The 13,740-nt window shown below is 31.1% G+C and carries 17 protein-coding genes; all 17 read right to left on the bottom strand.

Features of this window, described 5'->3' with window-relative positions; translation table 11 throughout:
* Positions 1-286: 286 nt before the first annotated feature.
* The gene (locus LB941_RS11915; RefSeq protein WP_253362211.1) at positions 287-1,150 is read right to left on the bottom strand and encodes a Nif3-like dinuclear metal center hexameric protein; all 864 of its coding nucleotides are present in this window, start codon (positions 1,148-1,150) and stop codon (positions 287-289) included.
* A gap of 12 nt (positions 1,151-1,162) precedes the next feature.
* Entirely contained in the window at positions 1,163-2,050 is an 888-nt protein-coding gene (locus tag LB941_RS11910; protein ID WP_253362210.1) for a PRD domain-containing protein, read from the bottom strand.
* A gap of 42 nt (positions 2,051-2,092) precedes the next feature.
* Entirely contained in the window at positions 2,093-2,512 is a 420-nt protein-coding gene (locus tag LB941_RS11905) for a PTS sugar transporter subunit IIA (RefSeq protein WP_253362209.1), read from the bottom strand.
* Between the two features lie 16 nt (positions 2,513-2,528).
* Entirely contained in the window at positions 2,529-3,335 is an 807-nt protein-coding gene (locus LB941_RS11900; protein ID WP_253362208.1) for a PTS system mannose/fructose/sorbose family transporter subunit IID, read from the bottom strand.
* On the bottom strand, positions 3,328-4,128 hold the full coding sequence (locus tag LB941_RS11895) for a PTS mannose/fructose/sorbose/N-acetylgalactosamine transporter subunit IIC (RefSeq protein ID WP_253362207.1): 801 nt from the start codon (positions 4,126-4,128) through the stop codon (positions 3,328-3,330). Before LB941_RS11895 ends, LB941_RS11900 begins: the two co-directional genes overlap by 8 nt.
* Positions 4,128-4,616 carry a PTS sugar transporter subunit IIB gene (locus LB941_RS11890; RefSeq protein ID WP_253362206.1) on the bottom strand — a complete coding sequence of 163 codons (489 nt, stop codon included), beginning with the start codon at positions 4,614-4,616 and terminating at the stop codon, positions 4,128-4,130. Before LB941_RS11890 ends, LB941_RS11895 begins: the two co-directional genes overlap by 1 nt.
* Positions 4,617-5,135: 519 nt before the next feature.
* Complete coding sequence (locus tag LB941_RS11885; RefSeq protein WP_253362205.1) at positions 5,136-5,654, bottom strand: YjbQ family protein; 519 nt, start codon at positions 5,652-5,654, stop codon at positions 5,136-5,138.
* 4 nt (positions 5,655-5,658) lie between these two features.
* Positions 5,659-6,342, bottom strand: coding sequence for a triose-phosphate isomerase (locus LB941_RS11880; protein ID WP_253362204.1), 684 nt, complete (start codon positions 6,340-6,342; stop codon positions 5,659-5,661).
* A 14-nt stretch (positions 6,343-6,356) separates the two neighbouring features.
* On the bottom strand, positions 6,357-7,190 hold the full coding sequence (locus LB941_RS11875) for a class II fructose-bisphosphate aldolase (protein ID WP_253362203.1): 834 nt from the start codon (positions 7,188-7,190) through the stop codon (positions 6,357-6,359).
* Between the two features lie 11 nt (positions 7,191-7,201).
* Positions 7,202-7,486, bottom strand: coding sequence for a PTS sugar transporter subunit IIB (locus LB941_RS11870; protein ID WP_253362202.1), 285 nt, complete (start codon positions 7,484-7,486; stop codon positions 7,202-7,204).
* 32 nt (positions 7,487-7,518) lie between these two features.
* A complete protein-coding gene (locus tag LB941_RS11865) occupies positions 7,519-8,847 on the bottom strand; it encodes a PTS galactitol transporter subunit IIC (protein ID WP_253362201.1) in 1,329 nt (442 codons plus the stop codon).
* 82 nt (positions 8,848-8,929) lie between these two features.
* Entirely contained in the window at positions 8,930-9,394 is a 465-nt protein-coding gene (locus LB941_RS11860; RefSeq protein WP_253362199.1) for a PTS sugar transporter subunit IIA, read from the bottom strand.
* Positions 9,395-9,407: 13 nt separating this feature from the next.
* A complete protein-coding gene (locus LB941_RS11855) occupies positions 9,408-9,839 on the bottom strand; it encodes a PTS sugar transporter subunit IIA (protein WP_253362197.1) in 432 nt (143 codons plus the stop codon).
* Positions 9,823-11,259 (bottom strand): BglG family transcription antiterminator, encoded by a 1,437-nt coding sequence (locus LB941_RS11850; protein WP_253362195.1) that lies wholly within the window; start codon positions 11,257-11,259, stop codon positions 9,823-9,825. Before LB941_RS11850 ends, LB941_RS11855 begins: the two co-directional genes overlap by 17 nt.
* Before the next feature lie 200 nt (positions 11,260-11,459).
* Positions 11,460-11,627 (bottom strand): hypothetical protein, encoded by a 168-nt coding sequence (locus LB941_RS11845; RefSeq protein WP_253362193.1) that lies wholly within the window; start codon positions 11,625-11,627, stop codon positions 11,460-11,462.
* Between the two features lie 524 nt (positions 11,628-12,151).
* A complete protein-coding gene (locus LB941_RS11840) occupies positions 12,152-12,331 on the bottom strand; it encodes a hypothetical protein (RefSeq protein ID WP_253362191.1) in 180 nt (59 codons plus the stop codon).
* Positions 12,303-13,319: a hypothetical protein gene (locus LB941_RS11835; protein WP_253362189.1), complete on the bottom strand. Its 1,017-nt coding sequence runs from the start codon at positions 13,317-13,319 to the stop codon at positions 12,303-12,305. Before LB941_RS11835 ends, LB941_RS11840 begins: the two co-directional genes overlap by 29 nt.
* Positions 13,320-13,740 lie beyond the last annotated feature (421 nt).

Raw genomic sequence — 13,740 nt, 5'->3', positions numbered from 1 at the left:
AATACTGTAATGAAGCCGCTTAGAGATAGATTCAATTTTATATTATTTCATTTGTCAACTTGACAGGGCGTAGTGCAGAGAGATCGTTTTGTTATAATCTATTAATGTTGTTTGTTTTGCCAATTATCCAACTTTCCACAAAACATCACGAACTATTAATTGCTTTTTTCCCCTTTTCATAGTACATTCAAGACTCTATTTATCTAATAAATTTACTCATCTCTAATAAAAAAGCATCAACCGGTTTTCATCGATTGACACTTACTCTCGTAAAAGTTCCTGAATATTATTTCAAATCCGTTACATAATGATACATGTCACCGGCTTGAACAAACTGACACAGAATATTATTTTTTAGTATACCAGGGATATATTCCGCCATATAGCGCATCCCTGCTTCCTCCGTATTAAAATGTCCAACGGTAACAATACTTTTATTTTTTCCAAGCATGCTACTGTCATGAATGTATTCCGCTAAAGTAAAATCAATTAGCTCCATTCCAATTACCAAATCTATTTTTTCTTTATCAATCAATTCAATTTCTTGTTTTGCGTCACCTAAATTATGATACGGAATTATAGCTTTTTTTACAATTGTATTTGGATCTCCTTCGATTCTTGCCCCCTCTAGCTTAAATCTAGCAATCAATTCATTGGCAATATTTATTGTTTTAGTTTCTGGTAAGTTAAACATTATTGGTAATAATTTATCTTTTGCTGGTTTTACAAAATACTCTTCCCATCCCATGTACTTAGCGAACCCCCAGAAAATTCCATCACAGTATGTTCCATCTTGTACTGGAATACCTGAATGCACATAATCATGATTTCGCCATACGGTTATATGATTTTTATCCAATAATGCTTTTTTAGCCAGATATGTTTGATTGTTACTTTCTTTTAGCCATTGTTGTTGATCACCATGATTCCAAAATAATGCTTCATGACAAATAATTAAGTTAGCCCCCAATCTAGCAGCTTGTTCAATAACCGCCGTAGAAGCCCAGATTGTAGTTACGATACCTGTACACTCTTGTTTCGTACTACCATATAACACTTGATCACGTGTCTTTTCATCATCAATACGCTGACCATTTAGCATTCCTTGATAATAATTCTTTATTCTTTGAATTATTTCTGTAATCTCCAATTAGAAAACCTCCTATTCATCACTATCTGAATCTGAAAAATCTGCGTCTTCCGTTATCTGATGCAAATGAATTAATAAATATAATTTTTCCGAATCTGATAAATTATAATTCCATATATGTTTGAGATATTCTATAATTTTAGACTCAACCGCTATTAGCTCTGGATATTTTTGCTTAATTTCATTATATAATCCATTATCATGTCTTGATGACATTTCTGAGCTTTTGACGTCACCAGTACTATCTATTCTTCGCAACAAAAAACGCAAGTGGATTGTCAAACGACTTAATGTTGTTGCATGCGCTGGAAATCCAATATTATCTGTTATAACCTTAAGTAAATCATTGATACATTTATTTTCTATCATTGGATTTCTAATTGTGACTTTTTCACTAGTTGGCGCAAGTTCATTTTCAACAAAATGAATTGCTAAAAAGTTAGCTTCATTTTCATCTAAACTTACCTGTATTTCTTTATTTATAAGTTGCAGACTATTTCTCGCTTCCTTATATTCTGATGGATAAACATTCCTAACGTCATCCATAATTGCAATAGCATTATGTTTTTTAGCTCGAATTGTTGCAAAATAGATATGATCTGATAGTGAAATCAGTAAAAAAGGATTGAATTTCACTTGCAAATTTTTTTCTGCATTCTCAATAATTTTACGTGTTGTTAAAATATACCTAAATGGAATTTCATTTATTAAATTAAGAAATGAATTCATCCACTCAGGATTCTTACTCTCTCTAACAAATAATTCAATTTCATCATTAATATTTATATAATCATTTTTATGTTTTTGAAAACCAATACCTCGCCCAGATAAAATCTTTTTATTGTGCTTCTCATCTTCAGCCAAAATAACATTATTATTGAATACTTTAATTATTCTCATAGTAAAACCCTTCATTACACTAGTAACTACTAAAAACTAGAATTATTCATCATTTTCTACATTATTAACTAAATAAGTGTTCATTAATACCATTTGCTCTTTTGCTTGATTAATTATTTCTTGAATTCTTTCTAATGATATATAACCTTTTGGCTCAAGCACTAAAGCAAGTGCTAACGACAGGTTTACTCCTGTAATAACAACAATATTGTTATTATCAACATACCGACTACATTTTTGATTAACACTTCCTCCCAACAAATCAGTTAGTATAAATAGTTGTGTATCACTTGTTGTTGCTGCTATTACTTTTTCAACTTCATCATCAGGAAATTTATTTTTCCCATTTTCATATGAAGAAATGGCGATTATATTTTTCCCATTACTAGTAAAAAAATCAATACTATCTTTAAAACCAGCCGCTAGAGTTTTATGGGTAATAATCAAAAATTTACGCATCATTATTAACCTCGCTTAATTATACTTTAAATATTCCAAAAGCAGCACCTAACATTGCAATTACAATTACTGCTAAAATTAAGGTTGTCATCTTAAAACCTTTTTTCATCATCCAATATAGCAATCCAACTAGAGCCACTGGTAATAATGATGGCATTAACTCATTTAGCACACTTTGACCACTTAGTTTAACTCCACCTTGATTAAAAGATAATGCTAATTTGAAATTAACCGTAGATGAAATAATTCCACCTATAACTGTTAATCCTAATACTGATATAGCATCTGTGAATGCATTTAATTTATCTCCCAAATTTGTTATTAAATTAACCCCTTGATTATAGCCAAAAATATAAAGATATGAGCGCAAAACAAACAAAGTTGCAAAAACTAATACAAAAAGCCACATACCAAAGGCATTTCCTTGTTTCCCCATCGATCCTGCAATGGCACCTAAAATAGTTGGTAACATAACCCATGTTATTGTATCGCCAATACCTGAGAAAGGACCCATTAAACCAGCCTTTAAGTTTTGAACAGCATCTTTAGACTCAATACCATCTTTTTCTTCCATGGCTAATGTAGCTCCAGTGATAATAGCTGATAACCATGGATGGCAGTTATAAAACTTAAAGTGATTATCTAATGCAGCAACAAGTTCATCATCATCCTTATATATTTTTCTTAGAGCTGGAAACTGTTCCCAAACGACCGTACTTGCCATTCCAGAATCATAATTATAAGTACTTATCCCAATATAATGTCTGATTGATGTTTTAATCAAATCCTTTTTTGTAAGTACACCATTTTTTTGTTTCTCATTCATCTTGCATGTCCTCCTCGTTTAGACCACTGCCTACATTATTCGTTGCTTTTTTGCTCTCGTTTTGAGCAACCAATTGCCGGTACGTTGGAATGGCTGCAGCAATTCCTAATAAACCTAATCCTAAAGTTGCTAACTTTAAATATGCCGCCAACACAAAACCTATTAACAACCAATAGCCATATTTCTTCAATGGCATGTAGGTCAATAACATTGCAATACCAACTGCAGGCAACATACCACCTGCAACATTTAATCCAACGGTAAACCAATCAGGCATAAAGTTAAGTATTGCTTCAACAACAGGTTTGCCAAAAACAATTGCCAAGAAAACAGGTACTGCCGATTGCAATGGATACAATAACGTCATTATTGGAATTATTCGTGTCATCTTCTTAAATTCTTTCTTTTTTGCATATGACTGTGCTTTACGAGCAAATGCAGAATTAATTAACTTCAAAAGAACATCAAAGTTAATACACAACATGCCAACTGGAACACCTAACGCTAGTCCAGCAGCCATACCCTTTCCTGTCGTAATGGCTATTGTTGTTGCGATAATAGCTGCTACTGGATAATCTGGCATCGAAGCGCCACCTAATGCTGCCACTCCTAAAGACATTAATTGTAATGTTGCCCCAGTAACTAGACCTGTCTTAAAGTCACCTAAAATTAAACCCGTTATAGCTCCGAAAATAATAGTATCAAATGCAAATATTTGAGTTGTAGAAATATCTAATGTTTTAAAATATGCTAATCCTGTAATTAAAATTACTTGTAATGCAGTAAGTCCCATTATTTTTCACCTCTATCAATAAATTTTCTGACATTTACTTCTTTATCATTAGGTACATATTGCGAAACTATTGTGCAACCTTTAGCTAGAATGCTTTGATAGATTGGTATTTGAACTTGGCTTATATAAGCTCTATTAGTTACTTTTATTGCTGTATCATCTGTTAATGTACCTCCCAAAACTAGTTTTGAAATTTCAACATCAATATTTAACAACTCTAAAAATATATCAGGTGTTTTGGATACAATGAAAACTCTTTGCTTGTCATACTTATGTTTTTTAAAATTATTTAATGCCACTTCTTTCGTTATTATCGACGTAGCCATACCTGCTGGCCGACCAAGTCGCATCGCTTGTTTTTCCGCTGAATTCATTGCTACATCATCGTCAATAACCATAACTCGTGTGGCGTTTGACCTTGGCGCCCAACTTGTAGCAACTATTCCATGAAGCAAACGATTATCAATTCTTGCACCTACAACTGTCATAAAAAAACCTCCCTAAATAAAAAGCCAATGCTTACTTGCAGTCCCTGAGTAGGCACTACTTAAGCATTGGTTTCGCTCACTTTATCGTGTGATTACGATCCAAAATAATTATTCTTACAATGATTAAATTTAGTACAATGGCAATATCTCAATAAATAATCTTCATAAAACATCCCCTTTCTTTATTTGCAAGTAACAAAAAAACCTGAATAATAAACATATTTCTGCTAAGAAGTTTAAACAACTAGTAAAAATAATCTATTATCAGGTTTTGCCCGCTTTAGAAAGCGGTAACAATCCTTTGATAACTTTATTCTACGATAAATACTTTTTTATTTCAAGTGTTTTTGTTAATTTGCGTCTCTTTTTTTAAAACTGAACATACTAAATCTTTACTTTAATTTTAAACTATATTTAATCATTTTAAAAACACACTATAATTCTTATATTCTATATTTTAAAATTCTGAAATGCTTAACAAAATTCATTATAGTTATTCTAACCCAATTTTCCAAAGCTTTAATCACCCATTAACAATATATGACAAATTCGATTACGATTACGATTTTGATCCCAATCAACAAAGTAGATGTAACCAACTGATCCAGTCAATAGTATCCCCTTTTTTATTGCAAATGTTTGGTTACCACCAAATAAAGATCCACGAATATGAGCATCACCATTCAAAATCGTTCCAGGATCATTGGGATAGTTGGCATTTTCCTTTGCTAACTCACTCAAAAATTCAACATGCTTTGGACCTGGATACTTATAATTTCTATTTTCAGTCAATTCTCTAGGAACTAGTCTGTCAAGAATATCGTTTAAATCCGCTTGTAAATACTCATCTCCATTAAAGTCGTGATCATGAACATATTCTTCAAATAATATTGAACACGTAGTATGAGAAGTTTGAATTAAACAAATTCCATTTTCTATTTTACTATTTTTAATTTCTTTTTTTACTTTTTCTGTTATATCAATATATGTTACTCTCGAAAGCGTTTCTAATTTAATGTCATTTTGATAGATTTTCATCGAATCACATCCTTTTGAACTTAGCCAATGCCGACATCAATTCATTAAGTTTATCTTCCCAACTTTCGGCTTTGATAATGCCGCTTGTTCCACCGGTACCATCTGCACCTAATAGGAGTACCTTATTAATATCATCAGCGGTACTAACGCCTGCTGCTTGCATAATCAAAATACTTTTATCTACTGAATGAACTGCATCTATGGTACTCTTTACATAATTCTCATTGCTTATACTTCCAGTACCAATCAAATTAGTTGGTTCACAAATCATGATATCTGGATGTAATTCAGCAACTGCTCTACATTGTTCTGGTGTATCAGCACAAACAATTGTAATCAAATTGTTTTCATGAGCTCTTTTAATTGTGGCATCAAGTTTTGAAAGTGTTAAAGGTTTCTCTGCATGATTCAATACAACACCCTCAACCCCTTTTTCAACTAAAGCCTCAGCTAAAACATGTCCCATACCTCTTCCCGGTTTCAATTCATCCATTGTTTGTGCCATAACAATTAAATTTTGAGTTTGACTTTTAATACTTGGAAGGTCAATTAATTGCCCTGTAAAAATACAATCTACCTGATACTTTTTAGCAAGTTTATCTGCTATTACTGCAAGTTTTATTATATCCTTCCCATAAATATATGATTTTGGATTTACGATAAAAAATGGTTTTTGAATTTTTCTCATAGTTATACCAATCCTTATACTTGATATTTATATTTAGTAGTTTCAAAAACTTTAAAATAATGTTTAGCACACTCTGATATACTTTTTCTCTGTATACTTGCCATCTCTGGTTCATTATTAAAGTTGCTGTTTTTTAAGCTTTGCATAGATGCATTTGCCAAATCAGTATAAATATTCACTTTTGTAATTCCATTTCGAATAGCTTTATTCAAATTTTCATCACCTGAAGAAGATCCACCATGAAGGACTAACGGAATAGGTAAAGTCTCCCTAATATCAGCAAGCCTTTCAAAGTTTAGTTTTGGTGTCCCTTGCTTATAAACTCCATGTGAGGTACCAATTGATATTGCAAGCGAATCAGTTTCTGTTAATTCAGCAAACTTAAGCGCTGCATCCTTTTCTGTATACATACTACTATCATTTGTTGAATTAGTTCCAACATGTCCAATTTCTGATTCCACAACTACTCCTCGTTTATGCGCAAAGTTTGCTATTTCTTTTGTAATTTTGACATTTTCATCAAAACTTTTTGCAGAAGCATCAATCATAACTGAAGTAAATCCGTTTTCGATACCCCATTCAACTAAATCAGGATTAGTTCCATGATCTAAGTGCAAAACTACTGGAACTTTTGCTTTAGAGCCAAAATATTTTCCTAATGTCAGTGCATCATAAATGCTTATCTCAGATGAATGCTTTTCAGCCCATGCTAGAATGACTGGTAAGTTAAGTTCTTCAGCCGCTGAAATCTCGGCACGAATAGAATTACTATCCCAATAATTGAAATGCGGAAACGCATAATGATTTTCTCGTGCATTTTTCAATAAATCCTTTGATGTTATTAACATGTTATTACCTCTTATTTAGTTAATTCTGCTTTAATTTTTCCAAATACTACATCTGTACCAACTCCTGTAAGTAAAGGTACACCGTTGATGACTTTTGATTTGATGCTTTCAGGAACAAGTGTCGTTGAAACAACAACATCATAATCATCTACATGATTCACTTCTTCCGCAACCTTACTTTGATAAAGTTTAACTTCAGATTCTAATCCTTCATTAGCTAGCCAATTTTTAATTTTTCCCATGACAACAGTTGATGTCGCTACTCCACTGCCACACATTACCATTAATTTTTTCATAAGAATCTTCCTTTCTGATATTAAAATCATCCTCAAGCTTCATCTGTCTTTCTTAATTTATTCAGCCAAACTAAAAGTCCAAAAGCTATCAAGAATAAAACGATCATTCCTATCCATTCAAACTTCTCCCCAATCATCAAATAAATATAGTTCGTCCAAAGACCTCCATCACTCAAAGCTGAAATTGAAGAATTTCCACTCATATTAAAACTTGCTGCTTTAGCCAATTCAGTAATAACCGGAGCAGCCCATGTAGCTACATATAGACTGATACAAATATCTACAATACCTGCTAAAACTGTTCTTAAAATATCACCTTTAAAAACTGCCGCAAATAAAGCAAAGAAATATGGCAAAGTAGCTAAATCACCAAACGGTAATACGCGATTCCCTGGTAGTATAACTGCCAAAAATAAAGTAATCGGAATTAATATCAGTGATGCGGATAATACACTTTCTTGTCCAATTGCAAGTGCAGAATCCATTCCAATATATAGTTTTTTGCCTGGAAAATGCTTTTTAACCATTATATTAGCTGCTTCAGAAATTGGCGTTAATCCTTCCATCAATAATGACACCATTCTTGGCATTAACATCATAACTGCAGCCATGTTCACAGCTAGTCCTAAGATTTTAGCTACAGTCATCTTTGCTAAAATACCAATTACTAATCCGATAATTGCTCCTAAAACAGTTGTATCACCAAAAATACCTAACTTTTTTTGTACTGTTTCAGCATTCACGTGAATTTTGTTTAATCCTGGAATACGATCAAATAACCAATTAAAAGGTAATGCAAAAACATAGCCTGGTGCTGAAAGACCATGCGGAAATGAAATTCCTTCTAGTCCATAATATTTTTCCACAGTTGGAGCACTTAAATCTGCAAAAAAATATGTGAACATTGTTACTACAACCATAGCAAATATTCCAAGCCACATATTGTGTGTCAACATATATAGAATTGACCCAGCAAAAGCAACATGCCAATAATTCCAAATATCTACATCAAGCGTTTTAGTTAAACCAAAAATTAACAATATGACATTCACAATAACCCCTACTGGAATAGCCATGGCACCAAGTGCTGTACCATAGGCAATTGCTGAAGCTGCAGGCCACCCAACATCAATTGTTTGCAAATGAAGTCCATAATTTTTTATCATTAATTTTGTTGCAGGACCTAAATTTGTTGTTAAAATATTAATTACTAAGTTTAAACCAATAAATCCAATTCCTACTGTCAAACCAGCTTTAAAAGCTTTTCCTGGTTTAATACCCAAAACCATTCCAAAAATAAATAATAGAATTGGTAAAAATACACTTGCACCTAGATTAACAATCCATTGCACAATTTGCATAATAGCTCACTCCTCGTAAAATAATTTTATTAACTTGTTATAGCGATATCCATTTTGCTGTAATCAATCTACTGTTTTTTCATTACTTCGATTTAAAAGCATCTAAGAATTCGCTTTCATTTTTGCATTTTAATAAACTTTCTATATATTCTTCATTATTAAATAAACTCATTAGTTGTTGTAACATCTCAAGTTGTTCATGAGATTCTTTCAAACATAACACAAAAATCAAATTAACTTTTACTGTTTCTGTTTCACTACCCATCTGTCTAAATGTAACTGGATTTTTTAACGAAATGAAACCAATTTGATTTTTTATAACTTTATCAGCATCTGTGTGTGGAATAGCTACACCAACTCCACGGGACAATTTTAAACCTGTGGGATAGTTTTCTTCTCTTAATAAAATTGCTGGTATAAAATCTTCAATCACAGCTTTTTTATTTAATAAAAGAATCGCAATTTTTTTAATTGCTTCTTCTTTGTTATTTGCTTCTTGATCAAACAACAGTGCTTTTTCAGAAAAGAACTCTTGATTAATAGTCATTCTACCGCCTTCTTTATTTCAAAACTTTAATTTCAAATATTTTCAATTTTTTTGTTAAATCATCTAAAATTTCTGGGTACTCATAAATTTCTGATAAGTGTTTAGGTTTCGCATATTCTGATTTATTGTCACTATAACCCAAAAAAATTATCTTGTTGATATCATATTTTTTATTGCTGCTAAGCGATTGCCAATGAATACTTCTTTTTAACTTACTATAAACAATAAAATTATTTGTTATTCCATTTTCAACAATATGCAAAATCAATTGATTATTTCCTATATAGGTATCTCCCAGCTTTTCACGTTCAATTATTGCATTTCTAACTTTGTTTATTTTAATATTATTTTTAAAAAACTTGCAAAGCGTTGTTGCATATTCAAATAAAGCATCTTGATCCTTTAAATTTATAATTACAACTGCTTCTTTAATATTTGAGCTCATTATCAATTTTTTCCTTATCTAATTTATTTAATAATGCACTAACAATAACGATTTTCTTACTAATATTTTTATTTAAATTAACAGTGCTAATAATCAAATCGACATCCTCTGGAATGTTATTTAATTTATCATCCACAGACGACAAAACTGCATCAACAACTATATTTTTAAAACTATTATTTATTTTAACCTTCAACAATTCAGAAGTACCCACTCCACTAGCACAAACAATCCAAACATGATATTTATGTGCTACTGTTTCTAAATATTTGGCAAAATAGAGAGTTATAAAACCAACTTCATTATCAGAAGTAATCGGTAAATTATATTTTTCACAAATTTTTTTTAGACTTCTTTTCAAGACATCGAACAGATTTTGATACTCAGACTGAATATCCTCTAAAATACCATTTTCTATAGAAATATCATTTTTTAAACGATTAATCATTGGACCAACATGTTTAACAAGATCGTGCTGTAAGTTTTTTAAATCTTCTTTTATTTCTAAATAAATATTCGCTTGTATAATTAAATCTTTAGTAAATGCTTCAACTTCTGAAGAATAAACAATACTAACTTCATTTTCTTTTTTACCAGTAGCAGTTAATCTAGATGCTATTAGATAGTTATACAGATATTTAATCTCATATTTAGGTAACTTATGGACAATATAATTCTCTACATTTTCGATAATCATGCTAGAAATTCTATATAGCACCGGATTATTGGAACTTTCTGTAAAACTTGCCTCCTCACTTTTAAATGAACTTTTTCTCCTAGATCTTTTTATCAGAATATAAATATGAGAAAAAATGTTGATATTATATGGATAAGGGAGTTGGTACCCTGTGCTTGTCTCAATAAATTTTATTTGTTCACGAATAAACTGATCATCAAATTTATTAATTCCCTTTATGAAGGCATTATTTTTATCATAATCAAACTGTAAAATTGAATTAATCGCATTTCGTATATTTTTTTCATTTCCAATAACGGCTATTTTATTAGTAGTAACTTTAAATTTAAGAAAAAATCTATCTGCATCTTTTCTTAAAAATTTTATATCGGTCTTGACTGTAGATTGACTAACATATGCATTTTTATAAAGCGAACTGTAACTGACAAAACTGGGAGAATTAAATAGTAAAGTTAAAAAAACACGATTCCTTCTTTTAATTGGCTCATCCAATTGATTATTAACTATCTTCTCTGTTTTAAAAGAGAAATTTGTATTAAGTTTAAAACCTTGTCCTTTCTTTGAAATAATTGCCCCCTCTTCTACATTGTTTATAGCATCAATTTTTCGATAAATAGTCTTTTTTGAAACTCCAAAATGATCTGCAATTTCTTGAGCATCAATGTATCCAATTTGGTTACTGAGATAATTTATAATTTTTCCTCTACTTACTGAAGTTGTCAATTTTTCACCCCCCTTTGTCAATTTAAATTATAGTTTATTCTAACTAACTTAAAAATAATTGTTTGTCCACTTCAATAGTCACTTTTTTGAAAACGCTTTATAAAATGCATAGTTATAAAAGTACGCAGTAAACACCTAATAAAAACAACGATTTCCAAAGTAGATTTTTATCTAACTTGGAAATCGGTTTGCTTTTTATTCTAAATAATTTCTTGCCTCTTGTTTTTTTGCCAATTCCATGGCAAATAAGCTTCCAAATCTTCATTTTTTACGAACTCTGGCAGTTGTGATATCTTTTCTAGTATATCCTGTAAATATTCAAACTGGCCGCCAATTCTAGTGACATTTTCATAAAATTTTCGGTACACATGTACCCACCAACTCTAGTATTTGAATTTTCTAAGCTGTTATATCCACTATATCCATCACACTGGAGAACACCTATGAAAATTTTGATTGATAATTTGGGCAAATTTTTCTGAACGAGTACTTTTATAATCATAATATACAATTGCGGTTTTTGATTGCGTAATACTCCGTACGACCCCAATATACGATTAAATATGTAGTGATTCATAACTACAGTTGCCAAACCATCTATGTCACGATAGGAATTAATTTTAATACAAACGAGATAAATACCACATTTTTGAAAAACAAGCAACATCATTTAAATACAGTCTAAATCAACTATAGTCAGTCGGTTATTAAGTGTCTACTCTTTATATACTCAAAGCTGAAAATAAAAAATCAAGGTGCAAAAATATTACTTTTTTACTGTTGTTTTTATAGAAACCCATATAGAAAACAGTGCTTCTATTTATCTGCATTTCTTATCGTCACGCTATTTTGTTTAAATCTGTTTTTATCTAAAGCATTTCCAATTAGCTAATCATTTTTTTTTCAAAGTACTGACTGCTATAAACGTTAATGCACCCAAGACATATTTGCCTCCCACTTTTTTAATTTCTTGAAATGCCCGCTCATGCTCACCACAAAATTTCATTTTCGAAGCATACACTTGTTTATTACAACCTACAAATTTACATATCTGTTGTTTCGATTTTTTCATTTTCCACATCTCCAATTTTTCCAGTTTCTATACCTTCCAGCAATGTAGTTATCTTACTTGAAATATCCGTTGATAATTCACTGAACTTACCATCTGTACCAACATGTATATTGTCTATCCCCCAAGCAACTGTCCTGTCTGAATCGTCAATCTTTTTCAATAAAATCTGTTCAATAAAAGATTGATAATTGACTAATGATGCTAACAAGGGTTTCTGCTCACCTAATGCTGTATACGCTACCAAGTTTAACTGTACGGATGAATTTAAATATCCAATTGAATTTTGTAAGAAACCATCTATTCTCTTAGCATCCTTTTTCTTTGTTTTTAAATTCAAAAAATCATTTATATCTTGGTTAAGTACAAGCATTAATTTTCCAATAGTATCATTATTTGTTCTAATTGCTGAAACAAGCAATTCTTGCCGTAAATTTGTATTAATTGTTGCAAGGCCTTCAATAACTAACTGTCTTGCGCTAAAAAAACCTGCATATCGATCATTATACTGTCCTTGCTCCACACGACCAATTACTTTATTCAAATGTTCTATTTGCTCAGAGATATTTGCCAATTGTCCTTGTATAGCCGATAGCTCAGGCAAATTACCTAAATCCCTAATAACTTTACTCTCTAATATTACATTACTCTTGAACTTCTTAGTAGCAGCGTCTCTGAGTACTGCATAGTTTTCTCCTGTATCTCTTTTGATACCTAGCTGCCATTCACCAGACTCCAGTTTTTCTTTCGCATACTCTGTAAACTTAGCAACATACTCCTTTTCACCCTTATTAGCTAGTTGTCTAATTAGTTTTGCTTCTGAAATATGAGAAAACAACTTTTGCTTAATATTGTCTGATACTAATACACTTGCAGATTGTTGCAATGGAACAAGCGAAAATGATTGAAAATCATAATTATAATATTCCTTATTGGTAACATCAATAGAGAGTAACTGTTCATTAGGTAATATTATTTCAAATCCACTCATTTCTAACCCCCCTTTACATACGCATATTTTATCATATCTTTTATCTAAAAAATATTAAAAGACCTCCACTTTATAAAGCGCTGTAGTGGTGACTATTAGGTGCTTACGATTATATATCAATAGTTTCATTTTATTTAATTATGCTGTATAACTTAAATATAATAATTCATTATTACCGGAGAATTACGATACTCATTGAAAAATTTTGGAATCATATTCGTATTTTTGTCAAAAAAAATCTTCAATTTCTCTCTTGAATTGTCAAATTAAGTGCAACACTTTGCCGAAACAAAAAATGGTACCGATAGAATATTTTCTCTATCAGTACCATATATTATAGAACCAGATATAATGACCGCCCCTCCCCCTTGTTATTTTTTACATGATTGTTTTATCTTTTGTGTTTCGTCTGGTCATATGA

The sequence above is a fragment of the Ligilactobacillus ubinensis genome (genome assembly GCF_024160875.1).
Taxonomy (GTDB): domain Bacteria; phylum Bacillota; class Bacilli; order Lactobacillales; family Lactobacillaceae; genus Ligilactobacillus; species Ligilactobacillus ubinensis.
This window is presented reverse-complemented; position numbering and strand designations above follow the sequence as displayed.

Bases quoted from the DNA above. Each gene is read 5' to 3' on its own strand.
- LB941_RS11910 (WP_253362210.1), bottom strand. From the start codon at position 2,050: ATGAGAATAATTAAAGTATTCAATAATAATGTTATTTTGGCTGAAGAT.
- LB941_RS11905 (WP_253362209.1), bottom strand. From the start codon at position 2,512: ATGATGCGTAAATTTTTGATTATTACCCATAAAACTCTAGCGGCTGGT.
- LB941_RS11900 (WP_253362208.1), bottom strand. From the start codon at position 3,335: ATGAATGAGAAACAAAAAAATGGTGTACTTACAAAAAAGGATTTGATT.
- LB941_RS11895 (WP_253362207.1), bottom strand. From the start codon at position 4,128: ATGGGACTTACTGCATTACAAGTAATTTTAATTACAGGATTAGCATAT.
- LB941_RS11890 (WP_253362206.1), bottom strand. From the start codon at position 4,616: ATGACAGTTGTAGGTGCAAGAATTGATAATCGTTTGCTTCATGGAATA.
- LB941_RS11885 (WP_253362205.1), bottom strand. From the start codon at position 5,654: ATGAAAATCTATCAAAATGACATTAAATTAGAAACGCTTTCGAGAGTA.
- LB941_RS11880 (WP_253362204.1), bottom strand. From the start codon at position 6,342: ATGAGAAAAATTCAAAAACCATTTTTTATCGTAAATCCAAAATCATAT.
- LB941_RS11875 (WP_253362203.1), bottom strand. From the start codon at position 7,190: ATGTTAATAACATCAAAGGATTTATTGAAAAATGCACGAGAAAATCAT.
- LB941_RS11870 (WP_253362202.1), bottom strand. From the start codon at position 7,486: ATGAAAAAATTAATGGTAATGTGTGGCAGTGGAGTAGCGACATCAACT.
- LB941_RS11865 (WP_253362201.1), bottom strand. From the start codon at position 8,847: ATGCAAATTGTGCAATGGATTGTTAATCTAGGTGCAAGTGTATTTTTA.
- LB941_RS11860 (WP_253362199.1), bottom strand. From the start codon at position 9,394: ATGACTATTAATCAAGAGTTCTTTTCTGAAAAAGCACTGTTGTTTGAT.
- LB941_RS11855 (WP_253362197.1), bottom strand. From the start codon at position 9,839: ATGAGCTCAAATATTAAAGAAGCAGTTGTAATTATAAATTTAAAGGAT.
- LB941_RS11840 (WP_253362191.1), bottom strand. From the start codon at position 12,331: ATGAAAAAATCGAAACAACAGATATGTAAATTTGTAGGTTGTAATAAA.
- LB941_RS11835 (WP_253362189.1), bottom strand. From the start codon at position 13,319: ATGAGTGGATTTGAAATAATATTACCTAATGAACAGTTACTCTCTATT.